Origin of the sequence: Oceanobacillus picturae (genome assembly GCF_000612865.1) — a bacterium.
GTDB lineage: Bacteria > Bacillota > Bacilli > Bacillales > Amphibacillaceae > Oceanobacillus_B > Oceanobacillus_B jordanicus.
Genome location: NZ_CCAX010000003.1, coordinates 249,487 through 275,946 on the forward strand (window position 1 = coordinate 249,487; position 26,460 = coordinate 275,946).

At 39.7% G+C, this 26,460-nt stretch carries 26 protein-coding genes; 9 read left to right on the forward strand and 17 right to left on the reverse strand.

Translation table 11 applies throughout. From position 1 onward, the window contains the following. Positions 1-19 precede the first annotated feature (19 nt). A complete protein-coding gene (locus tag BN988_RS15680) occupies positions 20-1,108 on the reverse strand; it encodes an NAD(P)-dependent alcohol dehydrogenase (protein ID WP_036577923.1) in 1,089 nt (362 codons plus the stop codon). 217 nt (positions 1,109-1,325) lie between these two features. Here BN988_RS15680 and BN988_RS15685 point away from each other — a divergent pair, with 217 nt between their 5' ends. The 5 genes from BN988_RS15685 to BN988_RS15705 all read left to right on the forward strand — a co-directional run bounded on the left by BN988_RS15685 (position 1,326) and on the right by BN988_RS15705 (position 7,137). After that, positions 1,326-2,612 (forward strand): MFS transporter, encoded by a 1,287-nt coding sequence (locus BN988_RS15685; RefSeq protein ID WP_231495260.1) that lies wholly within the window; start codon positions 1,326-1,328, stop codon positions 2,610-2,612. 391 nt (positions 2,613-3,003) lie between these two features. Further along, positions 3,004-3,546: an NADPH-dependent FMN reductase gene (locus BN988_RS15690; protein WP_036578296.1), complete on the forward strand. Its 543-nt coding sequence runs from the start codon at positions 3,004-3,006 to the stop codon at positions 3,544-3,546. 205 nt (positions 3,547-3,751) lie between these two features. After that, positions 3,752-4,954 carry an MFS transporter gene (locus BN988_RS15695; protein ID WP_036577928.1) on the forward strand — a complete coding sequence of 401 codons (1,203 nt, stop codon included), beginning with the start codon at positions 3,752-3,754 and terminating at the stop codon, positions 4,952-4,954. 46 nt (positions 4,955-5,000) lie between these two features. Beyond that, entirely contained in the window at positions 5,001-5,879 is an 879-nt protein-coding gene (gene rbsK, locus BN988_RS15700) for a ribokinase (protein ID WP_036577930.1), read from the forward strand. Between the two features lie 133 nt (positions 5,880-6,012). Next, the gene (locus tag BN988_RS15705) at positions 6,013-7,137 is read left to right on the forward strand and encodes an NADH-dependent flavin oxidoreductase (protein ID WP_036577932.1); all 1,125 of its coding nucleotides are present in this window, start codon (positions 6,013-6,015) and stop codon (positions 7,135-7,137) included. A 48-nt stretch (positions 7,138-7,185) separates the two neighbouring features. Here the strand turns inward: BN988_RS15705 and yeiL are convergent, their stop codons facing one another. After that, positions 7,186-7,857, reverse strand: a complete 672-nt coding sequence (gene yeiL / locus BN988_RS15710) for a transcriptional regulator YeiL (protein ID WP_036577934.1) — start codon at positions 7,855-7,857, stop codon at positions 7,186-7,188. Positions 7,858-7,937: 80 nt separating this feature from the next. On the opposite strand from yeiL, the gene BN988_RS15715 reads away from it, so the two are divergent. Further along, a complete protein-coding gene (locus tag BN988_RS15715) occupies positions 7,938-9,113 on the forward strand; it encodes an MFS transporter (RefSeq protein ID WP_036577937.1) in 1,176 nt (391 codons plus the stop codon). 49 nt (positions 9,114-9,162) lie between these two features. Here the strand turns inward: BN988_RS15715 and BN988_RS15720 are convergent, their stop codons facing one another. Together BN988_RS15720 and BN988_RS15725 are read right to left on the reverse strand one after the other, a co-directional pair. Continuing rightward, on the reverse strand, positions 9,163-9,798 hold the full coding sequence (locus BN988_RS15720) for a FusB/FusC family EF-G-binding protein (RefSeq protein WP_036578297.1): 636 nt from the start codon (positions 9,796-9,798) through the stop codon (positions 9,163-9,165). A gap of 197 nt (positions 9,799-9,995) precedes the next feature. Further along, on the reverse strand, positions 9,996-10,259 hold the full coding sequence (locus BN988_RS15725; protein WP_036577939.1) for a CD3324 family protein: 264 nt from the start codon (positions 10,257-10,259) through the stop codon (positions 9,996-9,998). A 368-nt stretch (positions 10,260-10,627) separates the two neighbouring features. Here BN988_RS15725 and BN988_RS15730 point away from each other — a divergent pair, with 368 nt between their 5' ends. Next, complete coding sequence (locus tag BN988_RS15730; RefSeq protein ID WP_036577941.1) at positions 10,628-12,205, forward strand: Na+/H+ antiporter; 1,578 nt, start codon at positions 10,628-10,630, stop codon at positions 12,203-12,205. 124 nt (positions 12,206-12,329) lie between these two features. Here the strand turns inward: BN988_RS15730 and BN988_RS15735 are convergent, their stop codons facing one another. The 9 genes from BN988_RS15735 to BN988_RS15775 all read right to left on the reverse strand — a co-directional run bounded on the left by BN988_RS15735 (position 12,330) and on the right by BN988_RS15775 (position 20,431). Next, positions 12,330-12,761 carry an SRPBCC family protein gene (locus BN988_RS15735; protein WP_390620623.1) on the reverse strand — a complete coding sequence of 144 codons (432 nt, stop codon included), beginning with the start codon at positions 12,759-12,761 and terminating at the stop codon, positions 12,330-12,332. Between the two features lie 163 nt (positions 12,762-12,924). Beyond that, complete coding sequence (locus tag BN988_RS15740) at positions 12,925-13,128, reverse strand: hypothetical protein (RefSeq protein WP_036577945.1); 204 nt, start codon at positions 13,126-13,128, stop codon at positions 12,925-12,927. A 70-nt stretch (positions 13,129-13,198) separates the two neighbouring features. Then, positions 13,199-14,470 carry a cytosine deaminase gene (locus tag BN988_RS15745; RefSeq protein WP_036577947.1) on the reverse strand — a complete coding sequence of 424 codons (1,272 nt, stop codon included), beginning with the start codon at positions 14,468-14,470 and terminating at the stop codon, positions 13,199-13,201. Positions 14,471-14,549: 79 nt separating this feature from the next. Beyond that, positions 14,550-15,812 (reverse strand): cytosine permease, encoded by a 1,263-nt coding sequence (codB, locus tag BN988_RS15750; protein ID WP_036577948.1) that lies wholly within the window; start codon positions 15,810-15,812, stop codon positions 14,550-14,552. 281 nt (positions 15,813-16,093) lie between these two features. Continuing rightward, on the reverse strand, positions 16,094-16,759 hold the full coding sequence (locus BN988_RS15755; protein WP_036577950.1) for a DUF6320 domain-containing protein: 666 nt from the start codon (positions 16,757-16,759) through the stop codon (positions 16,094-16,096). After that, a complete protein-coding gene (locus BN988_RS15760; RefSeq protein WP_036577952.1) occupies positions 16,756-18,036 on the reverse strand; it encodes an alcohol acetyltransferase in 1,281 nt (426 codons plus the stop codon). Before BN988_RS15760 ends, BN988_RS15755 begins: the two co-directional genes overlap by 4 nt. Before the next feature lie 186 nt (positions 18,037-18,222). Next, positions 18,223-18,621 carry a cytidine deaminase gene (locus tag BN988_RS15765; protein WP_036577954.1) on the reverse strand — a complete coding sequence of 133 codons (399 nt, stop codon included), beginning with the start codon at positions 18,619-18,621 and terminating at the stop codon, positions 18,223-18,225. 57 nt (positions 18,622-18,678) lie between these two features. Then, positions 18,679-19,569 (reverse strand): LysR family transcriptional regulator, encoded by an 891-nt coding sequence (locus BN988_RS15770; RefSeq protein WP_036577955.1) that lies wholly within the window; start codon positions 19,567-19,569, stop codon positions 18,679-18,681. Positions 19,570-19,651: 82 nt separating this feature from the next. Then, positions 19,652-20,431, reverse strand: a complete 780-nt coding sequence (locus tag BN988_RS15775; protein ID WP_231495268.1) for a sulfite exporter TauE/SafE family protein — start codon at positions 20,429-20,431, stop codon at positions 19,652-19,654. On the opposite strand from BN988_RS15775, the gene BN988_RS19245 reads away from it, so the two are divergent. After that, positions 20,313-20,720: a hypothetical protein gene (locus BN988_RS19245; RefSeq protein WP_231495261.1), complete on the forward strand. Its 408-nt coding sequence runs from the start codon at positions 20,313-20,315 to the stop codon at positions 20,718-20,720. The two genes, BN988_RS15775 and BN988_RS19245, sit on opposite strands and share 119 nt — an antisense overlap. Continuing rightward, complete coding sequence (locus BN988_RS15785; protein ID WP_036577962.1) at positions 20,713-22,158, forward strand: DEAD/DEAH box helicase; 1,446 nt, start codon at positions 20,713-20,715, stop codon at positions 22,156-22,158. Before BN988_RS19245 ends, BN988_RS15785 begins: the two co-directional genes overlap by 8 nt. Before the next feature lie 279 nt (positions 22,159-22,437). Here BN988_RS15785 and BN988_RS15795 read toward each other — a convergent pair whose 3' ends face one another. The 4 genes from BN988_RS15795 to BN988_RS15810 all read right to left on the reverse strand — a co-directional run bounded on the left by BN988_RS15795 (position 22,438) and on the right by BN988_RS15810 (position 26,325). Further along, positions 22,438-23,454 (reverse strand): Gfo/Idh/MocA family oxidoreductase, encoded by a 1,017-nt coding sequence (locus tag BN988_RS15795; protein WP_036577966.1) that lies wholly within the window; start codon positions 23,452-23,454, stop codon positions 22,438-22,440. A gap of 130 nt (positions 23,455-23,584) precedes the next feature. Next, positions 23,585-24,496: a PTS system mannose/fructose/sorbose family transporter subunit IID gene (locus tag BN988_RS15800; protein ID WP_036577968.1), complete on the reverse strand. Its 912-nt coding sequence runs from the start codon at positions 24,494-24,496 to the stop codon at positions 23,585-23,587. A gap of 18 nt (positions 24,497-24,514) precedes the next feature. Further along, positions 24,515-25,321, reverse strand: a complete 807-nt coding sequence (locus tag BN988_RS15805; protein WP_036577970.1) for a PTS mannose/fructose/sorbose transporter subunit IIC — start codon at positions 25,319-25,321, stop codon at positions 24,515-24,517. 35 nt (positions 25,322-25,356) lie between these two features. Next, on the reverse strand, positions 25,357-26,325 hold the full coding sequence (locus tag BN988_RS15810) for a mannose/fructose/sorbose PTS transporter subunit IIA (RefSeq protein WP_036577971.1): 969 nt from the start codon (positions 26,323-26,325) through the stop codon (positions 25,357-25,359). Positions 26,326-26,460 lie beyond the last annotated feature (135 nt).

Genomic DNA, 26,460 nt, shown 5'->3' on the forward strand with positions numbered 1-26,460 from the left:
TATTAATTATATGGACCAATTAAATTTTCAAAATTGGTTTAATGGTCGTTCCTTTACCAGAATCCTCAAATGCTTGGTTAATTTCTTCAAGCTCATAGAATTTTACTAACTTATCAAATGGGAATTGGCCATTTTTATAGTACTCAATTAGTTTTGGAATGAACAATTGTGGAATAGAATCTCCTTCTACAACAGACACAATAGATCTTCCTTCATTTAATAGGTCTAGTTGTACATTAAGGGTAACTTCTCCAGTAGCACCAACTACAGCTACGGTACCTAAGCTACGTAGGGATTGTACAGATTGAACAACTACTGGTGATACACCTGTTGTTTCAACAGCGTAATTAACCCCTCCATCGGTAATTTTTCTAATCTCTTCTAGTGTCTCTACTTCAGAGCCATTGATAACATGAGTTGCTCCTAGCTCTTTAGCTAATTCTAATCTACTATCATGAATATCTACTGCAATAATTTTAGAACAGCCAATCAATTTTGCACCCATAATAGCACTTAGTCCCACAGCACCACAACCGAATATCGCAATGGTTGAACCGAACTCTGGCTGTAATTTATTAATTACGGTACCAGCACCAGTCTGAATGCCACATCCTAGTGGTCCTAAAAGGTTTAGATCTACATCTTTATCTACTTTCACGACATTTCGTTCATGAGAAACGGCATACGTACCAAAGGTAGACTGACCAAAGAAGGTAGAAACTTCTTGATCTCCTTGATAAAGTCTATTTGTGCCATCAGGCATTTTTCCGCCAAAGTTAAACTCCGTTAAATGTATACATGCAGCTGGATGTCCTGTCAAGCAGTTTTCACAATTTCCACAGGATGAGAAAGATAATACAACATGATCGCCAGGCTCAACCGTTTTAACACCAGCTCCAACTTTTTCAATAATCCCTGAACCTTCATGGCCAAGCACAGCTGGAAGTTGTACTGGAATCATTTGGTCACGTGCAACAGCATCCGTATGACAAACGCCTGCTGCTACGACTTTTACGAGAACCTCATTTTCCTTCGGTTCAGAGAGTTCCAATTCTTCTATCTGAAATTCCTGTCCTTTTCCGTGTACGACAGCGCCTTTTATTTTCATTTACTTTCCCTCCTAAAATTATTTACCTAAGTAATTATACCTAATTATTTTTTAAAAAGGTAGATTGTTGCTCATCGTGCAATTTGTAGTCTACTTCTTGGTCTTATCTAATACTCTCCGCGTATACTTCTATAAATAATATAAAATTTCTGTATTTTTTTACCCCATCGCCTTCTTTATCTTGTAAATTTTAGTAAAATAGAACCAAGGGGGAGAGTTGATGAAAAAGTTTACGAAGCAAGAAACGAGTTGGATGTACTATGATTGGGCAAATAGTGCTTACTCTATCATTATTACGACTGCCATTTTTCCAATTTTTTATAAAGCACAAGCAACAGCTGCTGGGGTAGAAGCAGCAGATTCTACGGCCTACCTTGGATACACGATTGCTATCTTTACCTTTATTCTGGCCATGATCGGACCAATCTTAGGAACTTTCGCTGACTATGAAGGATACAAGAAAAAGTTTTTCTTAGGCTTTTTATTAATGGGTCTTGTTTCGACTTTTTCACTAATCTTTGTGCCCGAAGGAGAATGGTTGCTATTACTAATTATCTTTACCATATCTTCGCTAGGGTTAAGAGGGGCAAACCTCTTTTATGACGCGTTTCTTGTTGACGTGACAGAGGATAAACGGATGAATAAAGTATCCGCACGCGGCTTTGCTCTAGGCTATATTGGAAGCGCAATCCCTTTTATAATCAGTATTGGGATTATTTTGATGGCCCAGCAAGAAATTATCCCCATCTCCAGTACGACAGCTAGTAAAATCGCCTTTGTTATCACCTTCATCTGGTGGGGTGTATTCTCGATACCAATGTTAAAAAACGTAAAACAAATCCATGGAATCAAACGTGGCCCTAAACCGATTCGCACAAGCTTTTTACGCCTTAAAAACACGGTAAAAAATATTAGCCAATATAAATACTTAACTATTTTTCTCATCGCATACTTTTTCTATATAGACGGTGTGGGGACAATTATTTCCATGTCTACTGCATATGGGACAGATGTTGGTGTTAGCTCCACCATATTACTCGTCGTACTTTTGGTTACTCAAATTGTAGCAGCTCCTTTTGCTGTCTTATATGGAAAACTAGCGGATCGCTTTTCCGCTAAAGCCATGTTAAACGTAGGAATCATTGTGTATACGATCGTGTGTATTTATGGTTATTTCCTTGAAACAGCATTTGACTTCTGGGTTCTTGCGATGCTCGTTGCCACCTCTCAAGGCGGCATTCAAGCATTAAGCAGATCTTATTTTGCGAAGCTCGTTCCAAAGGCTAATGCCAATGAATTCTTTGGTTTTTATAATATCTTTGGTAAATTTGCATCTGTTGCAGGACCTATACTAGTAGGTGCCACAGCGCAAATTACCGGGAAAACCAATGCTGGTATTTTAAGTCTTATCATTCTTTTCATTATTGGCATGATCATCTTAAACTTCGTACCATCTGATAAGAAGATGGAAGGCGTAAAAACTCCTGAAGTAAATATTTCTTAGTTCAATAGAATTTTCGTTAGAGATAAACCGTTTATCCGTGAGGGTAGGCGGTTTTTTGTTTGTGCTGGAATGTGCGTCAGGCGAGTAGCGGAGTTTAGCATGCGTCTTTTAATAGTTCTCACGCGAGTTGTGAAAGTGGGCACGCGACTTTTAACATTTCCCGTGCGACTTGAGTGTGTTCTCCCGCGACTTTAAAACTAAAAGGTTGACGTTACTAAAAGTAAGTGCTATATTATATTTAATTCAAGATAGTTTAATTAAATCTAAATGAATTAATAAAACACAATTTCATAGGACATCAGGTTGCCTAGTGAGAATAGTGATTAAGGTAGGGGAAGAAATGGGTTTACTCAATAGATTTTTTGGAAGAGAAAAAGAGGAGGAAACAACAATGGAAAAATTAAACATTGGTATTATTCTAGGTTCAACACGTGAAGGACGCTTAAGTCCACAGGTAGGAAATTGGGTACAAGAATTGGCAGACCAACGCGGGGATGCAAACTATACGGTTATTGATCTTGCAGACTACAAATTGCCACTACTTGGTGAAAATGGCGGAGACACTTCAGGTGCAGCTGCATGGGCAGAAGCAATTGCGAAACAAGATGGGTTTGTTTTCGTTGTACAAGAATACAATCATTCTATTACAGCATCACTTAAAAACGCATTAGATTATCTACGCGTAGAATGGAACAACAAAGCTGCAGGTATCGTATCCTACGGTTCTGTTGGTGGAGCACGTGCTGCGGAACATTTACGTGGTATCCTAGGTGAATTGCTAGTAGCAGATGTTCGTGTTCACCCAGCTCTTTCTTTATTCACAGACTTTGAAAATGGAGTAGACTTCAAGCCAGCTGCGGTTCAAGCAGATTCCGTTAACCAAATGCTTGACCAGCTTATCCCTTGGTCTACTGCATTGAAAACAATTCGTTAAGTATAGAAAGAAACTATCAAAAACCTCTACCCTTTATGGATAGAGGTTTTTTTACGTAACATTTTTCACTCTCCTATACTACCGAATGGCCAATTCACCAACAAAATCTCCTCCTTTACAAATCACTATATGGAGGTTATGATTTTAACTACCGAACGTTCGTCAGTTTAATCTGGTGTCATAGTCGGTGAAAGGAGTTTGCACAATGGTACAGCAATCTTTGTTTAAAAATCGGACTTTCTCTATATTACTCCTCGCTGGGATCTTTGCAATTGTGGGATTCAGTATGTTTCTAACCACAACGACCTGGTATGTTACAACATCACTTAGCGCCAGCTCCTTGGGTCTAGTCTTAATTTCTGCCACGGTCCCCCGTTTAATTATGATGGTTTTCGGTGGGGTTATAGCTGATAAATATAAAAAATCGCTGATCATGTTCTGGACTAACTTAATCCAAAGCATGCTTTTATTTAGTATTTTTCTTTTGGTCTCCAGCGATAACATGAGTCTTATGCTATTACTTATTTTATCTGGTGTGTTTGGTATGCTTGATGCATTTTTCGGCCCTGCTAGCTCCTCTATGATTCCCAAAATTGTGGAGAAGTGGCAATTACAACAGGCAAACGCCTATTTTCAAGGTATCGACCAGATTTCCTTCATTTTAGGCCCCATCCTGGCCGGAGTTATTATGGAAGTATCCAGTGTGGCAACAAGCTATTTCGTAGCATCTATTTTCGTGTTTCTCTCAGCTGTTATTATCTTTCCACCATTTGTGAAGGAAGGAAATGTAGAAAAGACGGACCAAACTAAACCTTTACACGATTTAAAAGAAGGAATCTCTTATATTCGCCGTTCATCCTTCTTATTAACAGGTATTCTTGTCCTAATAACACTTAACTTTTTCATTTTTGGTACACTGAATATTGCCTTCCCCCTTGTCGTTGACCTGCATGGTGGTAGCCCGATTAATTTAAGTGCCATGGAAGTTAGCTTAGGCGTGGGAATGATATTCAGTACGATTATCCTTAGTAAAGTTCATATTAAGCGAAAAGGAAAGGCATCTATTATTGGGCTACTTGCTGCCATCCTTAGCTTTTTGATTTTTAGTCAGGCACCTAGCCTTATCTTACTGACAGTGCTTGTCTTCTTTATTGGCTTTTCCATGTCCTTTGTCTATATTCCGTTTTTCACAGCAGTACAGGAAACAACGGATAATCGTTTAATGGGAAGAGTCATGAGCATTATTTTTCTTGCCATGAATGGTTTTGACCCGATTGCATATGGGGTAGTCAGTGCCCTAATAACGGTAGGGATTTCGGTAAAAGTGACGCTGCTCACATTTGGTATTGCGGGATTAATTGTAGCGCTTATCATATACTTTAGGGCGCGGAATTATGTGAAAGCATAATCTAGTAAATCTTGAGACACCTTTCACATCGATAGGAGTGGTAAACATGATTACAGTAGCTGGAAGTATAAATATGGATCTTGTCGTCACAACAGATCGAACACCCAACAAAGGTGAAACACTGTTAGGAAGAGACTTTCAAACAAACCCGGGTGGCAAGGGGGCAAATCAAGCAGTTGCTGCCGCTCGCCTTGGTAACACGACGAACATGATTGGACACGTGGGGAAAGACGCATTTGGTGTTTCATTAATAGAAAACTTAACCCAACAAAACGTCGGAACCGAATATGTAAAAACAAAGGATGGCTCATCAGGCATTGCAACGATAACGGTGGCAGAAGGTGACAACTCTATTATCGTCATACCAGGCGCTAACTTCTCGTGGGAATTGGAGGAGTGGAAGCAATACGCGTCCATCATTCAAAAGAGCGATGTGTTAATCCTTCAGCTCGAAATCCCACTCAACGTGGTAGAGGCATTTGCAAATATGGCGAACAAGGTAGGAACCACGGTCATCTTAAATCCTGCACCAGCGCAAGCCTTACCAGCTACCCTAATTACATTAGCTGATTACCTCACACCTAATGAAACAGAATGTAAGGAACTCTTTGGTATGGAAGCTGAAGATGCTGTCGCTCAATTCCCTAACAAATTAATCGTCACAGAAGGAGAAAAAGGGGCACTTTACCATGACGGTACATCCCTTATGCGCATTCCAGGATTCCGTGTCAAAGCAGTGGATACCACAGGTGCGGGAGATACGTTTAACGGTGCATTAGCTTCGGCTATTGCTGAGGGCCTAGCTTTAAAGGAAGCTGTCTCCTTTGCAAATGCGGCAGCATCCTTATCTGTTCAGCACCACGGAGCACAAAAAGGAATGCCGCTGAGAGAAGCAGTTTTAGAGCGATTAGGTGAATTGGAGTAAAGGCATATTAACGCTGATTCCATGTCCTTTTTTGGCAAATTCAAACTCAGCTCAATGAAAGCGATTAGCGAGCATAATATTATACAAACCCACCTTGATCTATTATCATATCGAGAACAAGGAGGAGTAAAAAATGAACCCAGAATATCAAGATTTGTTTTCTCCATTAACGTTAAAAAATGGTGTTGAATTAAAGAACCGCTTAGTGATGGCGCCAATGACAAACTCTTCATCCAATCCCGATGGAACCGTAACGGATGCAGAGGTGGACTACTATGCTCGCCGTTCTAAAGGCGTAAGCATGGTCATCACGGCTACAACATATGTTATTCCAAGTGGAAAAGGATTTCCTAATGAATTTGCGGCCGATCGTGATGCCATGATCCCGAGCTTAAGCAAACTAGCAAAAGCAATACAAGCACAAGGCGCTAAAGCCATCTTACAAATTTTCCATGCTGGAAAAATGAGTCCCACAGATCTTGTTCCAGGTGGCGATGTTGTGAGCGCAAGTGACGTTCCAGCGGATCGAGAAGGTGCTGCCAAGCCACGTCCTTTACGCGAAGAAGAGGTAGAAGAGATTATTGAAGCTTTTGGTGAAACAACTCGTCGTGCCATTGAAGCAGGTTATGATGGTGTGGAAATACATGGAGCGAACGGCTACTTAATCCAGCAATTCTTTTCTCCACATTCCAACCTACGTGAGGACCGGTTTGGTGGAAGCCTGGAAAAACGCATGACTTTCCCACTTGCTATTGTTGATAAAGTACAAAGCGTCGTTGCGGAACATGCAGATGACTCCTTTATCGTGGGATATCGTTTTTCTCCGGAAGAGCCTGAAACACCAGGAATTACGATGGAAGAGACACTTCATTTAGTAGACGTGTTAGCAGATAAAAGCCTAGATTACTTACATGTTTCCTTGTTCGACTTCTTCTCTAAGCCAAGACGAGGTGTAGAGGATTTAGAGAAAACTCGTATCGCACACCTGCTTGAAACAATTGGCGAGCGTGTACCTTTAATCGGTGTAGGTTCTATTTATACTGCAGAAGATGCGAAACTAGCATTCAATACAGGTGTCCCACTTCTTGCCCTAGGTAGAGAGCTCATTATTGATCCTGATTGGGTTCAAAAGATAGCCGAAGGAAGAGAAAGTGAAATTATTACGGAAATTAATAAAGAGAAGCAAGAAGAATTAGTAGTACCAGACCCACTTTGGAAAAATATCATAAACACACCCGGTTGGTTCCCAGGAGTGTAATAAGAAAAGGCCAGGCCACTGCACCAAACTGTAGGGCCTGGCTTTTTCTTATTTATTCTTTAACGCTTGGGACAGACCTTTCAAAGCATCATATTGCTCAATATGATATTTCCGGCCATCCTTTTGTAAGTAATGCTTTTCAGTGAATTGAGTTAGCACATGTAATAAATGTCTGTAAGAAACACCCAGATAATCACAAACTGTAACATGTTTCTCTTTATAAATCCCGTTATCTGCCGTTTGCAGGATGAAATCAGCAAGTCTGTTTTCAAGTGGGAAGGCAAGACTTTGCGTATATTTCATTGCCATCTGGGTTGCCTTTACGCTTAAAAACCGCGTTAGTTCGCGCAAGAATTTCGCATCTTCCATCAGTTGCCTTCGGTAGTAATGCATCGGCAGAGCGAAACAAATGGTCTTTGTTGAGGCTTGAATCCCCTTTGTGTAATACACATCATGCAGTAATTCCATTTCCCCAATAAATTCATTGGCATTGATAAAATTAATTAGCGATACTTTCCCATTTTGATGGGTGATATAGATCTTTGCTTTTCCCTCTACCACGTAATATAGAAAGTCAGGCCTCGTTCCTTCTTGAATAATCCAATCATCACGCTGATATTCATGTACCTCCAAATACGCTTCTACCGAGGCAGAAAACAAATGTTCAATTGAGTGGTTTTCTACATATTGGTGTTTTTTGCTCGCTTTATAAATTTCCATAATTCACCTCAAAATAGGAGATATCTCATATTTTCTCTTTTCTTTCCATGATATCATGCAATCAATGAGGGGGATATAGAATGAATACACAACGTTGGATGGGCATACGATTTTTTAGTTTTTTTATGACATGGGGCATTTTTCTACCCTATTGGGCCGGGTGGATGATTTATACAAAAGGCATCTCTGTTTCAGAAGCTAGTTTAATCATGAGTGTAGGCTTGGTCGCAAGAGGACTCTCTACCTTATTTGCTTTTCCGTACCTTTCCGATAAGGTGAGCAGTAAGCGATTATTAAACATAGCAGGGATTGGGACATTCATTGCCCTTATCGCTTACATTCCGGCAAGCTCCTTTACGAGTTTAATGGGAGCCACCATCCTTCTGCACCTTTTCTATCCTGCACTTATGCCTGCATTAGATAGTGCTGCTGGTGTACTGGTACAAAACAAACAATTAAAACATTATGGGAGAAGCCGCCAGTGGGGATCGATTGGGTTTGTTTCCATTGGCATGGTACTTACCATTTTCACAGCAAAGTTTGGCGATGAGATCATTTTTTGGGCGCTATTACTAGGAATAGTAGCTTTTGTGGTGCTTAGTCTGTTGCAAGCACCCGCTGTCTTATCTGTAAAACCACCAGCCGATCAAACACAAAAGATTGGGCTTTTCTCTGTATTCAAAATCAAACATTTTAGCCTCGTACTTTTCATTGTTATATTACTACAGGCAGCACATGCGAGTTACTACAATTATGGTTATATTTTTTTACAGGATATCAACGCACCAACATACTTAATCGGTCTTATTATTAACATTGGGGTTATAGCTGAAATCATCTTTTTCTCTATTGCCGATAGAAGGTTTGGTAATTTTTCAGTGGGAGCATTACTAACACTGTCAGCAATTGGTTCCTCTGTACGTTGGATTGCCGTATTTGCCTTTCCAAGTGTCGTTATCTTTAGTATTGCGCAAGTTCTCCATGCATTTTCCTTTGCGATGGCGCATTATGCCTTTATGAAATACTTAATTAACAATATTCCGCAAGTACAGATACCAAAGGCACAGGGCATCTACTCTGCATTAGCGCTTAGCTGGAGCACAGCAGTATTCACCATATTCGGTGGCTTTTTATATGAGATCGAACCACGGTTTGCTTTTATTGGCATGGTCGTTTGTACCATTCCAGCCATGTTGTTAGCGTTGGTTTATCGAAACGTGGAAGCTAAGAAAGGGAATGTGTTGGAAACCATCTAAAAAAACAGGCTTGTCCCCAGCGGATAAGCCTGTTACTTTTCTCACCTTTTTAAGCTTTTAACCGATGTACAAAGTCATGTAAATAATCGAGTGAGGTAATGTTCTGGTTACATGTTTCATTGTCTCGGCAGATATAATTCCCTTTCTTGGTAAACGTCCCTTGTACTTTTCCCTTTTTATGTGCAAGGAACAAACCTACCTCTTCATGTTTATGACAAATGGAACATATCCCTTTCTGTTTTATCATCTCGAAGGAACCGTGTAACCCCGTTAATTTCCCATTATGTTTCAGCACAATAAACTTTTTATTCGTACTGTAATCAATCCAGCTCAAATAACATAATTGCTGCAAGTCTAATTCTTGTAAAGCTGGTATTTTTAACTTTTTAACTTTAGGAAACAATTTTTTGATTCCTTGCTCTGTCACTTGAAACGGAATGACGTATGGTTTCAACTGTGATAAAAACCTTTCCGCTTTATCTTTATCATCCACCAATGTAATAGGTTGAAGTAACTGTGCCTGTTCTTCTGTAATTGCAGGTATTAATGCTAATACTCTTTCTCTAGCCATTGATTCTAATGCGCCCAATACGGCTTTTTCATTAGAGGTTGAGTGGCCATTAACTAAATCTTGTGCTTGCCGTGCAATGAAATTGAATTGGTCCACCCGAATAAAAGGCTCCATTTCTATCTCTCCAATCTTTAAACGTAACTCAGATTCCTTACCCATTATAGAAAAGAAACCCTCTTATTCCTATGCAGAAAACAATTAAAAAACGTTTTGTACATAGGCAGAGCCTTTCTATTCGTTGTATGCATATACGAAAGCACCGGAAATCATCCTTTCAGAAAGACTTCCCGTGCTTCATGATCTCCTTATGTCTAGCTAGAATAGATAATCTTCTTAATGGTATCTACTGACAGATAATATTCTTCCGCTAAATCATCTATTGAAAACCCATCTTTATAGGCGTTTTTAATGGAAGCGTTTCTTTCAGCAATCGCCTTTCTTGCTCCAGAAGACGATCCCCACTTTTGATAGCTTGACTTCTCTTTCGGTATATATATCGTTTCACCTTGAATGTACTGCTGAATTTCTTTTATTAACTCTTCTGGTAAAATGGAATTCGCTTTAACATAGCTCATCATAGACAGCTCCTTATCCGTAATATGGAAAATAAGGGGCAAAGCCTATAATTACTTTAGACGAATATATTTTTTAATGGTAACTCATGCAAAGATTCGCCTATTCATTATTAGACTTTGCATGAGAAGCTACAATATCAGACATGATAAATGCCATATCTATCACCTACTCTTTATAACGCATTTTATATGACTCTCCTCCTTACTGTAATGAAATTTCTTCTCCTTTTCAATACAGGAATTAGGTTCCATTGTTTTTTATAGTGTATTCATTGATTCTAAATCAACATAGTAAGAAATGTTTTTCCTTTAATAGGGAAGTATGAATTATATCGAAAAGAAAACCGTATTAACAGGAGGAACGAATCATGTATGACTTGGATTTACATCATATTTTTGAACTTGGTCTTATTTTAGTTATGATTGCAGCAGGAATTACGGCGATTGCAAAGAAATTTAAACAGCCCTACCCCATTGCGTTAGTCATTGTCGGGGCTATCATTGGGCTGGTGAACATTCCTGTATTAGAGCCATTAAAAGACTTTATTACAGAAGGAGAGGTTTTTAACTTTGTTATTATCACATTGTTCTTACCTGCTTTATTAGGGGAAGCAGCGTTAAAGCTCCCTTTTTCCCATTTAAATGAAAACAAAAAACCCATTTTGGCACTTGCGTTTGGTGGGACCTTTTTATCCTTTCTAATCATTGGTTTTTCATCCTTATGGCTACTTGGACTTTCCATCCCTGCAGCCTTTGTATTTGCAGCGTTAATGAGTGCTACAGACCCTGTTAGTGTTTTATCCCTCTTCAAGAGTGTCGGTGTGAAAAAGAGACTTTCTACAGTAATTGAAGGGGAAAGTCTGTTTAATGATGGATTAGCGGTTGTCTTATTCAATATTTCCGCTTTCTCCCTGATCTCCTACCTCGACATGGGGATAATAGGTGCTGGACATGGTGTATGGGAATTTATTAAAGTTATCTCCTTAGGATTACTTATTGGTGGATTACTTGGCTATGGCTTTTCGCGTCTCACTCGATACTTTGATGATTACCCATTAGAAATTATATTTAGCATTATTCTTTTCTATGGTGCCTTCTTACTTGCGGAAAGCTTCGAGGCTTCTGGAGTTATTGCCGTTGTGGTTGCCGCTCTTATTTTTGGAAATTATGGTTCAAAGATTGGTATGAGCCCTGCCACCAAACTAAACATCAGTAACTTTTGGGATGTCGTAACACTGCTAGCCAATTCTCTCGTCTTTTTAATGGTGGGATTAGAAATAACACGGATTAATGTAGCTGAGCATTGGGGGCTTATTTTCACTGCCATTTTAATCGTGCTAATCGCTAGAAGCTTCGCAGTCTATGGCAGCCTTCTGTTCAATAGAAACATCCCACTCTCCTGGAAGCATATTTTAAATTGGGGCGGTCTAAAAGGATCCCTATCCATCGCACTTGTCCTTAGTCTTCCGAGGGATTTTGAAGGTCGCGAGGAGATCTTAATTCTTGCCTTTAGTGTCGTCTTGTACTCGCTTGTCGTGCAGGGCCTTTCCATTAAACCGCTGATAACATGGCTTGGCGTGAATAAAAAAGAAGAAGGTTACCAAAAGTATGAAGCCCTTATCGCCCGTGCGCATCGTTATGAGACGGGAATTGAAGAAATCAATAAGGTAAAAAAGAACTTGTTTATAACCGAATTGGTTTCAGAATCTGTTGTCGATGAGTATAAAAAGCAACGTACTAAATTGCACAATGATATCAATGCGCTTTTCCATAAACACCCTGAACTTAGAAAAAAACAAGAAATCGCCCTCTTAAAACATTCGCTATACGCGCAACACGAAGCCGTTGGGCATTTGTTAAAGGAAGATATCATTTCGAGTGAAGTTGCTCAACAGGAACAGGATTTGATTACCAACAAAATCGTGGAATTAGAGGAAGAGTCATAAAGTGAAACTTCATTTGGTGGGGGTGTTACTGCCAGTTGAGGCGGGATAAAGCGAGAAAAACAAAAATGGTGTATCTGTCATTACATAGTCAGATACGCCATTATTCTTTTAATGACTTATAAATTTAGTGTTCATTTTGTTCTACATAGTTTTTGAAATTGTTCAGGATTGCCTGCCAACCTTGTTGCTGAAACTCTGCTGGATGTGAAGCGTCTGCATCAAACGTCTCCACGACCTCTGTTTCCTTGTCATCACCTTTAAAAACGATTTTTACTTTTCTTCCATCCGCCATGGTGTAAGCAATAACCTCATGTAATGTTACTTCATCATAGATTCCACCAAAGTCGAAACCAGTACTGCCATCTTTGGCTTCCATTCTTGAAACAAATGTCCCACCTACTCTAAGATCATTTTCTGCAAATGGCGTGTGCCAATCATCTGAAGCATTGTTCCATTGTTTAATGTGGTCTGGCTCTGTCCAATACTTCCAAACCTTGCCTATTGGTGCTTGCACAGTTGCTTCTACTCTGATTTCTTTTGATGTTCCCACTTTAATACCCTCCTAATAAATACATGTTTTTTTATCGGAGTTGGTTACATGAGATGTCTTCATATATATTATAAAAGATCAATAGTTATTTTACTACTTAGAATTGTTAAAAAGTTAATTACCCGGGAAATAATCCTAAACTATCCATAACCAATTACAATCACCTGTTTTAATGTTCTAACGCTTCCTTTTCTCCCTCTTTCCATTCAACGGGGATGTGTCCAAACCGCCAAATTAAACTTCTTTCATAGAAGTCATACCATAAATTTATCTTGTCAGAAATTTGGTCGACTTGTTCTTCCGACACAATAGGGTCTATATGTGTAAGAGGGATATCATTATTCAATACGTACGAACGGCAAAATTGTTTCAACTCTCATAAATATCCTAGTTACCTCCAAAAAAAGAGCACACCAACAAAAGGTGTGCCCTCATCTCTTCTATTATCGATCAAATGTAACTCTCTCTGTTGCATTTCCCAAGGTAATCGCTGTTTCACTTGGTTTTGTTTGGGAAATCAGCTTGCCATTTCGGAAGGAGTACCGTACTGCAGCCTGCTTGCGAATCACTTCATATTCATTCTCTGCTGTCATGACGATGAAGTTTGCTGGCTTTCCTTCTTCAATTCCGTATTTGTCTTCAATATGCAAAGTCTTCGCACTGTTTTTCGTGATCAAATCAATCGAGTTTACAATCTGCTCATAGCCCATTAATTGTGATGCATGAATTCCCATATGCAATACCTGAAGCATATTTCCTGTTCCGAGAGGATACCATGGATCAAAGATATCATCATGGCCGAAGCAAATGTTTAATCCAGCTTCTTGTAATTCTTTTACCCGCGTTAATCCACGGCGCTTCGGATACGTATCAAATCTTCCCTGCAAATGAATGTTCACCAGTGGATTGGATACAAAGTTAATGTTCGAGAGCTTCAATAGGCGGAATAATTTCGTTGTATAGGCATCATTGTAAGAGCCCATTGCTGTGGTATGGCTCGCAGTTGTTCGCTCGCCCATGCCACGTTCGTATGCTTCTTTGGCTACCACTTCCACAAATCGAGACTGCTCGTCATCGATTTCATCACAGTGGATATCTACTAGAAGATCATATTTCTCAGCTAGATCAAAGGCTGTCTTCATCGACTCCACACCATATTCTCTTGTGAATTCAAAGTGAGGAATACCACCCACAACATCCGCACCCAATTTCAATGCCTCTTCAAGTAATTCGACACCATTTGGGAAAGATTGAATCCCCTCTTGCGGAAACGCGACAAGCTGAATGTCAACAAAGTCCGCCATTTCTTTCTTCACTTCGAGCATCGCTTTTAATGCAGTCAGACTAGGGTCCGTTACATCAACATGTGTCCGAACATGTTGGATTCCTTGTGCAATTTGCCATTTTAGTGCCTTTTTCGCTCTTGTCTTCACATCTTCCTGTGTTAACGACTCCTTGCGCTGAGACCAACGTTGGATTCCTTCAAAAAGGGTGCCGCTTTGATTCCATTCCGGCTCTCCAGCAGTTAAGGTTGTATCTAAATGAATATGTGGCTCAATGAATGGCGGTAAAACAAGTGCGCCCTTTGCGTCAATTACCTCTTCTATACCCGAAACTTCCTCAAGATTTTGTGTAATAGCAGCAAACTTGCCATCTTCAATCAATATATGCCAATGTCCTTCTTTTCCACGTAATGTTGCATTTTTTATGAGCATGTGAAATCTCCCTTTTTCTAAAATAAGAATGTATAAAGTGAACCTTCAAACAGTGGGGTTTCCCCCAAGCCAGCCTTTCCTAGTCGGCCTTCCTTAAAACGGGTGCTTCTTCTTTTTTCATTTTTATTGATGCGAGATACATAAATACGATATAAACAGTTGCTGTTCCAATTAAGGCATTTAATGGAGTAATTCCTGGTGCTAGCTGTGCAATTACAACACCACTTGCCCATGCCCCAATCGCAACCCAGTTTACTGGTTTAAACGTCATTTCTTTAAACGTACCATACTTCCTTTTTCTAACAAAGAAATAGTCCGCGATAATGATTGCCCCAATAGAAGGGATAGCTGCGCCCAGTATGTTTAAGAAGCCGACAAAGTTGTTGTACATCCACATGGCGAGCAATGTCCCAACGAGCCCATTTACGACAACAAATACCTTTTTAGGAAGCTTGGTGATATTCGCAAACCCTAGACCTGATGCATAGAGGGCATTGTCATTGGTTGTCCAAATATTTAACCCTAACACGATAATCGCCGGAATCATTAATCCTTGTAAAAACATCACTTCTGAAATATCTGGTAGTCCGTAAGACATTGCTCCGACTGCGCCAAATAGGAACATCAGAGAGTTTCCTAAGAAAAACGCGATAACCGTTGCTACTACTGCAGAACGTGATGTCTTGGCAAACCGCGCAAAATCTGGTGTTAACGTTCCGCCACTAATAAAGGAGCCAACGCAAATCGTAAGAGCTGCCGCTACCGTCAAGGTTTCTGTAGGTTCATAGCTCCACAGTGTATCAAAACCCCCCATGTACTCTGTTGCTTCAAATACAGAATAGCTTCCTAAAATTGCAATCGCAGGTACAGCAATAAATCCTAAGACGACTAAAGCTTTCATGCCAAAGATAGCTGATGCTGTAATGGCAACTCCAAAGATAAAGATTAAAGCATAGACATTCCAATCCATGGCGGTTGCGACAGGCACAGCAAACATCGCCACTCCAACACCAAACCAGCCAACCTGCGTAAATCCTAGTAAAAAGGATGGCAAATACGATCCCTTTTCACCAAACGCGTATTTAGCCAGAAGATGTGTAGACAAGCCTGTCTTTGCCGCAATATAAGCAAGCGATCCTGTATACATACCAAGCGCTATATTTCCGATTAACATGATTAAAATAAATTGTGAGAATGATAGGCCAGCCCCCAATTCCCCACCAGCTAGCATACTTGCAGAGAAGAACGTAAATCCGAGCATAACGGATAATGTCTTCCAAAAATTATTTCGTTCTGACTGTGGTACTGCTTGTAATGAATACTCAACATCTATTTTTTTCATCATTATTCCCCCAACTATGATTTTTCCGGCACCAAAAATCACAGCAAAAAAAGAGGCTAATTACCAGTTAACCTGACAATTAGCCTCTTTTTTTATACAATACACCAGCATAGGGTAAAGCACACCTACTCCTCGTGTATTGTAAAAATCCGCTGTCCTTGTCAGCCTCTCTGGACTGAATTAAAGGTACCATATGCAATTAAGTAGATTATGACAGGAAAACTAGTTCGTGTCAATTGGTTACATTGGCAGAAGTAGATTTCCTTTTACAAAAAGCTCGCTCATAGATGAAACCGTCGAATGAACTCCTCTTTAAATGTTTTGGATGAAAATAACAGCATGCCAATAAGTGTTAGCAGTGCATAGAGAGAAGTTCCTGCGCATGCCCAGAGGATTGTAGCAATCCCGGTAATATACAAGCCAATGGGAACAAAACCGATCCCAATCATGGCTAATATATAGCCCACATATTCCCGCCAGCGCATTCGTTTTTTTAAAATAATGATGGTTATCATAAGCGTAGCGATAATAATTATCAAAGGGATGGCAAAATTTACTGACCACCGCTGGAAAACTGATGTTATGTCCATGATTACCAGCACACTAGATAGGCTTATTACCTGTAAAACAATTTTCGAGCCTGTATGTGCTGATGAAAGGATTGTATGGTTCATTGTTACGAAAAGATAAAGCGCCCCGCCTACTACATACAGCGACCAAAGATAGTCTGGATTTATTAAAAGGTTTATAACAAAACATGTACTTGCCGTAACAATAGATAGAAAGGTCACTAACTTTGCGATAAATGTCCTTCTTTTTTTCAGTGTCATATCTGGATAGTCTGGATATAACTTTACCTCATTATCTATTGATTCAGCTACTTTACGATGACATAAGGGACATGTCACGTGATCGACCGACACCCCACAATGATTGCAGTAATTCATTTCGTCTCCCCCCAATTATTGGAGTAAACTTCCACATTAAGGCCTGTTAAACGAGACAGTTGATTGAAGAACGACTTAATTATTTCCGATTCTACAATCGAGCGCGTAAACGTTATGGTCATTTGGTCATTAACAGAAGAGATTCCACAATTAATGGGACTATTTTTGGTGGGATACAGGACAACTTCCATTCTTTCAATATAACTTTTCATCGAGTCAGGCAGATTAATGCTTCCTAGATTAGTTAGTGTGAGCGTTTTCGCTAATTCCCCATAATGTCTAAACCCGTAGCGCATCGCATGATACTTTATGGACAATGGTACAATTCTTGTTTTTAAGCTCTTTTGTAGCTGCACGTGTCGATTGATCCCATCCTGTAAGTGCTGTCTATCCGTCTTACTTCTTAGTTGCTCCGATACTGTTTTAATAATATCCTCTAATGTAATTTCACCCGAGACATCCACCCTTACATTGACTACAGAAAAGAAGTTTCTTAATGTTATGGAAGGAAATTTGCGACGGAGATTAGCAGGCAGCGCTATTGTAATATTTTCATTGTATACGCCGTACTTCATTGTTTCGGAATAAATCGCATGGATGAGCACTGCGGTAATAAATTCCGTTACAGACATGCCCTTTTGCTTTGCAACATGATTTAAAGCCGAAGCACGGATTACGCCATGAATAACATTTACGCCTGAAGGGTCAAATGGCGTTCCTTTAATCTGAAAAGCTCGCTGTACTTTATCCTGAAGATAATTTCGAGTCGACTTCTGATAATACTTTTCAAAACTATCTTCTGTTTCATACTTACTTGGCACTTGATCCGAAAATAATAACGCATCCCCGTCTACTGCTATGTCTTCTCCTTGCAATGTTAAATATTGATAAATTAATGTTTTAAGAAACTCAACTGCTCCTGTACCGTCTGTAAGGGAATGAAAAATTTCCACCGCTATTCGTTTGTTAAAATATAAGACTTTGAACAAATAGCCATTATTCTCCTTTGGATGAATGGGGTGACAGGGGTAGGTCGTTTCCTGCTGAACGCTAAGTTTTTCTTCATTACTCTCCATAAAGTCCCAAAAGATCCCTTTGCGTACTTTGACAGCTAGTGTCGGGAATCGTTTGATGACGTGATCGAGCGCCTCTTGCAATATCTCCTCGTCTATCATGTCTTTCATTAGTACAGAAACACGGTATACGGAGGAATTAGAGGCTTCTGTTACTGCGTGAAACACCTTACCTGCATTATCAACTTTATACCATTTACTCATAAACGTACCTTCTTTATCTATGATAAAAATTTCTGCCATTTTAGTTGGTAAATCCGTGGTTCTTATCGTATCATCTTTGCCACTTTTTTAGTAACAAAGTCAATATAAGAATCCTATGCTCTTAAATAAAGGATGAGGGTTGCTATGAACCCAGCCCTTTAAAAAAGGGAAGTAGGGGAATATTCATTACTTATAAGCTTTATACCAATGATACGGCTGAATTTCCTTTAATGTTTTAAATTGAATTTCATTAGAATGATTGGTTACTGCTGCTTTAACATCTTCTCCCCAGTAAAAAAGCCTTTCTTGACATACACCACATGGAGTTAAAATCGTAAACGGAGCATTTTCATCCTCCCGTACGACACAGATAGTATGCGTTACTTTCGTATTAAGCTTATGCGCTTCTAGAATAGCGCCTGTTTCTATACATAACTCTGTGGAAGCAACAATAACATCTGGTGCTACACTGGTGAGGATTTGCCCGCTTTCCGTATACATTGCAGCGGCGCCTCCCCATCCAGAAGGGTATCTATCTTCTATTAATTCGATTGCTGATTGGTAAAGCTGTTGTTCTATGTCCATCTTATCCTCCCTAAATGAATGTTGCTTATATGTAATTCACAACTATAAAATGGTACTCTACAACCTGTTTTCCTTTATAAACGCTTCAAAAGTACCAACACTATTTTTACTAAAGCGTTGTTTTTTCTTTACAAGCCATAGGTTTCGTTTAAGTTGAACCTCGTCAAGCTTCGTTGCACACAATATCCCCTGTTCAAGCTCCCTTGCAACCGCTAGTTTCGAGACAATACTAACACCAAGCCCTGCTTCTACCGCACTTTTAATGGCTTGGGTGCTACCTAGGTCCATATAGCTTTGTATCTTATCCAATACTTGATACTTTCTGAGGAAATTCTCAATAATTAATCTTGTACCAGAGGCTGGTTCTCGCCACAGCATTTGCTCGTGCGCTAATTCGGCTATGTGGATTGCGTTGCGCTCTGCCCATGGGTGTTCTGGGGAATGAATCAGTACTAACTCGTCCTCGGTAATAGCTTCCACGAGAACATTGTCATTCAATACCTCCCCTTCTACCAAGGCAAGGTCAATTACATCATCTAGCAATGCTTCGATTACGCGTGGCGTATTCTCTACCAATAGCGATACGTTAACAGTTGGATAGTTCTTTTTCAATTGCCCTAACATCCCTGGGAGAAGGTACTCCCCAATCGTTAAACTCGCCCCAACATTAAGGGAATCGTGATACCCCTTTAAATTGTCGGAAACAGCCGCTTTTGAACGATTAAAATCGGCTACAATAGCTTTTGCAAACGGGTACAGGGTCTGTCCACTCTCTGTTAACGTTAATCTGCCGTCTGTTCGGTCAAATAACAATGCATTATATGTTGTTTCCAACTGGTGGATCTGCTTGGTAACAGCAGGTTGGGAAACGTAAGATAACTTAGCTGCTTGACTAATACTACCTGTATCTACAACGAGACAAAAGATACTTAATGTATCTATATTCATGTTTATGTCTCCTTCTTATAACGTCTTTTCTTTAAGTATAAAGTGATAAACGAAAAAAACATACTACCTTTAGTATGTTTTATTAGAGGAAAGTGACCTCCACAATATTATATAGGTTAATAAAAATAATAACCAAAATCGTAACACTAAATATCTTGTCTATTTGGTTATCTGTCAGTTTAACGCTAAAATTTGAGCCAATAATCCCACCCAAAATACCTCCAGGGATCATGTAAAGTAACATGGACAAATCATATTCCGCATATCCAGTGGTAAAGGCAATGAGCAGCAGTGCAGATAATTGAGAGAAAAATATAATAAAAATAGAATTAACAGCCGCACTCTTTGTATTCATAGCAAACAATAAAATCAACACCGTAACATTTAATGGACCTCCCCCAATTCCCAGAAATGCCGATAAAAAACCTAATGCAAGGCCGATGGAAAAAATACCAGCTTTATTTTTAAAAGCTAACGATTTTACTTTATCTTTCTTAAGAAAATAAATAAAGACAAGCGTTAACAGCGCCGCTAAGACAGAGGATTGGATAATTGCCGTGATGGTTGGAATGTTCATAGACACCGCAATAACGTTAAAGATACTCTTCCCTACAACCCCGCCAAGAATAGAGCCTCCAGCAAGAATGGAACTAACTGCTTTATCAACTTGTACTTCCTTGTTCTTAAGTTTGATTAACGACATGGTTGCCATTGCTAGAACGGTGGCAGCGGATAAGACACCTATGGTCGGTAAATCAAAATCACCAAAAAAATCTAACACTGGTTTGATAATGACCCCACCACCTAAACCAGCAATAGCCCCAAGCGTTGAGGCGAGTAAACCAATAATAAAATATAAAATGAATATATCGACCAGCTCCCAAAAACAAATACCTTACTACTTTAAAAGCTTAGCAAACAAACCTTCATTATCAAAATACCAATATGTCATAGGGTATAACCAATTGGTATGGGGTGCTGATCAAAAGTATAAAATTGGTCATTTAATATTAAATTTAGTAGAAAAGCCAATATCTTTCGTATTTTTCAAGTATAATGAAGCATATTCAGATCATGCATATGATATTTCTTGGAGAGAATCCTATACATATGACGAAAAAAAACAATTAAAGAGGTTATATAATGAGTAAAAGAAGTTTTGCGGATTATCAAGTAAGCGACGAAATAAAAAGAGCACTTGCTGTGTTAAAATACGAAACGCCAACAGAAGTTCAAAGTAAAGTCATCCCATTAGCAATGGAGAACCAAGACCTTGTCGTAAAAGCTCAAACTGGTAGCGGAAAGACGGCTTCCTTTGGTATTCCTGTTTGCAATATGATTGAATGGGAGGAAAAGAAACCACAGGCTCTCATCCTTACCCCAACAAGGGAGCTTGCCGTTCAAGTCCGCGAAGATATCACGAATATCGGCAGGTTTAAACGTATGAAGGCAGTAGCCGTCTATGGAAAAGAACCTTTTACAAAACAAAAGGATGAATTGAAACAAACAACGCATGTAGTCGTTGGGACACCTGGCCGGGTCAAGGACCACATTGATCGAGAAACCCTAGATTTGGATCAAATAAAGTATCTTATTATAGACGAAGCTGATGAGATGCTTAATAGAGGTTTCATTGATGAAGTGGAAGCGATTATCCAAGCATTACCTTCAAACCGCGTAACCATGGTCTTTTCTGCTACCTTGCCTAAAGATGTTGAAAATCTTTGCTATAAATATATGAAAAATCCTACTCAGATTGAGATTGAATCTACTGGGGTAACGGCCGAGTCCATTGAACATTTCTTAATTAAAGTGAGAGAAGAAGAAAAGATTTCACTTCTTAAAGATATCACCGTTGTAGAAAATCCAGATAGCTGCCTGATTTTCTGCCGAACGAAAGAACATGTAGATACAGTGTACAGCGAACTAGATAAAGCTGGTTATCCTTGTGAGAGACTCCACGGGGGACTGGAACAAGAAGACCGTTTCGCTGTTATGGAAGGGTTCAAAATGGGGAACTTCCGCTATCTCGTGGCCACTGATGTAGCTGCTAGAGGGATTGATATTGATAATGTAACACTCGTCATCAACTACGACGTTCCTATGGAAAAAGAGAGCTATGTACACCGAACCGGAAGAACCGGCCGTGCCGGAAATAAAGGAAAAGCCATGACGTTTTCTACACCTTTTGAAGGGAAATTCCTTAAAGCAATTGAAAAATACATCGGCTTTGAAATACCTACTATAGAAGCTCCCAGCCCACAGGAAGTGGCTAGTGGAAAAGCTGCCTTCGAAGAAAAACTTAGCAGCAGACGCATTGTAAGAAATAATAAAACCGCCCGAATTAATCAGGACATTATGAAACTTCATTTCAATGGTGGCAAAAAGAAGAAGATTCGTGCTGTTGACTTTGTTGGAACAATTGCCAAAATCCCAGGCGTCTCAGCAGAGGACATCGGCATTATCACCATCCATGACCAAATGTCTTATGTCGATATCCTAAATGGAAAAGGCTCCGTCGTAATACAAGCCATGGAGAATACAACAGTCAAAGGAAAGAAATTAAAAATAAACAAAGCAATTAAGTAATAACTTAAAAAGAGTGGGTACAATTAATTAAATAATATAAGCAAAGCAACAGCCGGACCATTTGAATTATTTCTGCAAAATACTTCGATGGCCCGGCTGTTTTTTTCTGTTTTGAATCTAGATCACGCTTAAGCGAAGGAAAATGCGAAGACTCCTGTGGGAACAGCACGAGTCCGAAGAACCCGGAAGAAGCGTTCTTTGCTTCTGAGGATTCTGAGGCCGTGCCCAAGGAAAGCGTAGTATTTTCCATAGCGGCGATTAAGCAGTCCTCTTACCTTTTTACTTTAAGTTCTTAACACCGGTTTCTAATATCTCCATTTGTAACAATGTCTGTTCATCAGTGATGGTTTTATCTTTACCATGTAGGATCGCTTCGTATATGTCATCATATACTCTTCCATAATCCCCATCTACGGACTTCACTTTTTCCTCGTGAACGGTACCTTCTTCATCAACATATGTCAGAACCCCATAGTGCTGCAATGTATCAACACCAAAATCTTTGTTATCAGGCATGTAGAATAATTTCAAATGTTCTTCCTGACGATCTTTCGTTTCTTTGACAAAAGCCCCTTTTTTACCATGAACGACGAAGCTTGGTCTCTCTTTCACTCTGAAATAACTAGATTTCACCGATACTTTGACTCCGCCATAATATAAATCCAAATCGAAGTAATCATTTTTTCTTCCCTGTCCTAAAATCTGCCTTACGTCATAATGAATATCATCTGGCTTTCCGAAATAGCTAATAACCTGATCTAGCGTGTGGCAGCCATGTTCATATAAAAAGGACGAAGCAGGGTCAAAAGAATGCACAGACTCAGGTACTTCAGGACGGTAGTAATCATAATGCATTTCTACTTCTAACAAGTCGCCTGTTTTCCCTTCTTCAATGACCTTTTGAACGGTTAAGAAGTCACTATCAAAACGCCTGTTTTGGTATGCCTGCACAATTAAGTCCTTCTCTTTTGCCAATGCAAATATTTCTTTTGCTTGTTCTGAGGTTTCCATAAACGGCTTTTCAACCAAACAGTGTTTATTATGCTCTAATACTAGTTTAGCGTAATCATAATGGCTGTCATATCTTGTGCAAACCACAATGAGTTGAATGTCCTCATCATTTAATAACGCATCTAAATCAGAGGTGTAATTTACCCCTGCAATTTTATCCCAATTATCATTCTCAGGTGTTCTTCGATAAATTGTTTTCACTTTAATATTGTCTCTTTGCAGTACGAATGGAAGATGATATCTGTTCGTGCTTTTCCCATTTCCTATATAACCGATCGTAAGCATAACTGCCTCCTAAAACATATTTTTATTGTTGAGCTCTTCAATTATGAAAAAGTACCTCCTTAGGTTGATACGTTATCAACCCAGGAGGTACTTCTCTATTGTATTTTTCGAATAAGGTTCTATCGAAAAATTACATTAAACCAATTACGTGGAAGACAATACCTAGAACGAACAATCCAAGGATCATAATAATTGGAGAAACTTTCTTTCTAAGTAACCACATACAAAGAAGGGTTAACGCCAATCCAGCTAAACCAGGAATTAAGCTATCAAAGTTGTCTTGTAAGGTCGTGACATTATACTCACTTAACGACCGCCCTGCGGCTTGCTGTTCTAACGCCGTTTTAATCCCTTCGGCACCAGAAGGTAAGTTTTCCCAATCGATATACGCACCTTCATCAAGTTTAACTTCAGAGACGGTTGGCGCAAAGGATACGGCTACCCACCGATTAACCAAGGCACCGAGTATAAACATACCGAGTATCGAGGCGCCCTTCGTAATATCTTGAAGCAATCCGCCAGATAAGTCATCCGTGATTTTAGAGCCGGCTTTGTAACCAAGTTCTTGTGAATACCACATGAAGCCCATACGAATCAGATTCCATAAAACGAAGTAAAGAATTGGACCAAGTATATTACCGCTCATTGCAAGCGAAGCCGCCAATGCACCAAGGATCGGTTTTACCGTGAACCAGAACAGTGGATCACCAATACCAGCTAAAGGTCCCATCATACCGACTTTAACCCCTTGAATGGCCTTGTCGTCTACCGGAGCACCATTTGCTCGTTCTTCTTCAAGCGCAAGCGTTACACCAATAATTGGTGACGCTACATATGGGTGTGTATTAAAAAACTCTAAGTGACGCTGCAATGCAGCAGAACGATCTTCTTTTGTTTTATATAATCGTTTGATTGCCGGGATCATCGAGAATGCCCAACCACCGTTTTGCATCCGTTCATAGTTCCAAGAACCTTGAATGAACATGGAACGGAACCAAATAGCTATACGATCTCTTTTTGATAATTTCAATCCTTTTTCCATTTTTTAAGCCTCCTCCTTTTAGTAGTTATCAATAATGTCGCCTAACGGATCACCAGTGTTACCGCCTCCGCCATTACCAGAGCCACCTTGTTTTGTTAATGCAATATAAATTAGTGCGAGTGCTACACCGATACCACCAAGACCTAAAAGGGTAAGAGATGGAATTGTTGCTATTACGAAACCAATTGCCAAGAATGGCCATACTTCTTTGGTAGCCATCATGTTAATAACCATCGCAAAACCAACCGCTACTACCATTCCTCCACCGACTGCTATGCCGTCTGTCAACCAAGCAGGCATCGCTTCAAGCAGATCTCTAACTGGACGTGCTCCAATTGCTACAATTAATGCAGCCGGGATGGCAATACGCAAACCTTGCATAATGATCGCGATAATATGCCACATTTCAACTTTTCGGAAGTTACCCTCTTTCGCTGCGGCATCCATAAAGTGGACAAATGCTGTTGCAATCGTACGAACAATAATTGTCAAAAGTAATCCAGCTACTGCAAGTGGTACTGCAATCGCGATTGCTGAGGAAACACCAGATTCCCCTTGTCCACCTAAAACTAAAATAATTGCTGATGCAACCGATGCTAATGCAGCATCCGGTGCTACGGCAGCCCCAATGTTTGCCCAACCTAAAGCAATCAATTGAAGGGTACCACCTAAGATAAGACATGGTATTAATTCTCCTGTAACTAAACCGATTAACGTACAAGCAATAATTGGCTGATGGAAGTGGAATTCATCCAAAATCCCTTCCACACCAGCTAAGAATGCTACGATAATAACGAGTATTATCTGAATAATAGTCAAATCCATGATTATTCATCCTCCTTTTTGTCTGGTAATTAAGATTATCTTTGTTTATCTAACTCTGCTTGAGCTCTTTTTAGAATTTCATCCATGTTGCCATATTGATCAGCTGGAACTTTACGTACATCAAAGTCCACGCCAAACTCTTTCAATTTGCGGAACGTATCGATATCATTTTGATCAAAAGCCAACACTTTATTCGGCTGTACTTTTCCAGGTGAGTGGGACATCGAACCAACATTAATGGTTTCTAATGGAACGCCACCTTCCACTGCTCTAAGCACATCCTGCGGGTTTTCGAAAAGCAGTAACGCGCGCTGACCGCCAAAGTGCTGATCATCTTTTGCAAGCTCGATCATTTTTTTAATTGGCACAACATGGGCCTTCACACCTGATGGTGCAGCCTGCTGGATCAATTTCTTACGAAGTTCATCCTCCGCTACCACATCGGATACGACAATAATTCGCGTAGGCTGTGTATTTCGTGTCCAGGCTGTTGCTACTTGTCCATGCAGCAAACGTGTGTCAATACGCGCTAACACGTATTCAAATGAACCAGGTGCGCCTGTACTAGCTGTTCCGGCATCAGCCTTCGCGGTGTCCGCTGGTTCTAACTCTTCAGGTTTTATTTTAACTGCTTCTTTAGCCGTTCCCAGAATCTGTTCAGCAACCTCATACGCTGTGTCCTTAGACATGCGCGCTGCATAAGATTCGATGACCATTGCTAAATTTAAACCAGTAACGATCGCCCATTTACCCTCTTGTTCATCAATCAAGCTGCTGGCTTGGTTGAAAGGAGTTCCACCCCAAAGATCAATTAAGAATAATACTTCGTCTTGATTGTCAAAAGAGGAGATTGCTTCTTTCATTTTTGCCTTTACGTCATTAGGCCCTTCGCTCGGCATCAATGTAACAGCTTTTACATTTTCTTGTTCTCCAAAGATCATCGCTCCAGATTGCAAGATACCAGTGGCAAATTCGCCGTGACTAGCAATGACAATTCCTACCATCACTTTACCTCCTATTAATTTGATCTGTTAAATCCTAAATATGATAAACTCCTAAAGTGTATTATTTCCCAGCCCAACTAAAACGATTACATTAGAAACAAAAAAATAAAAAAGACATAAGTAAAAAGTAGATTA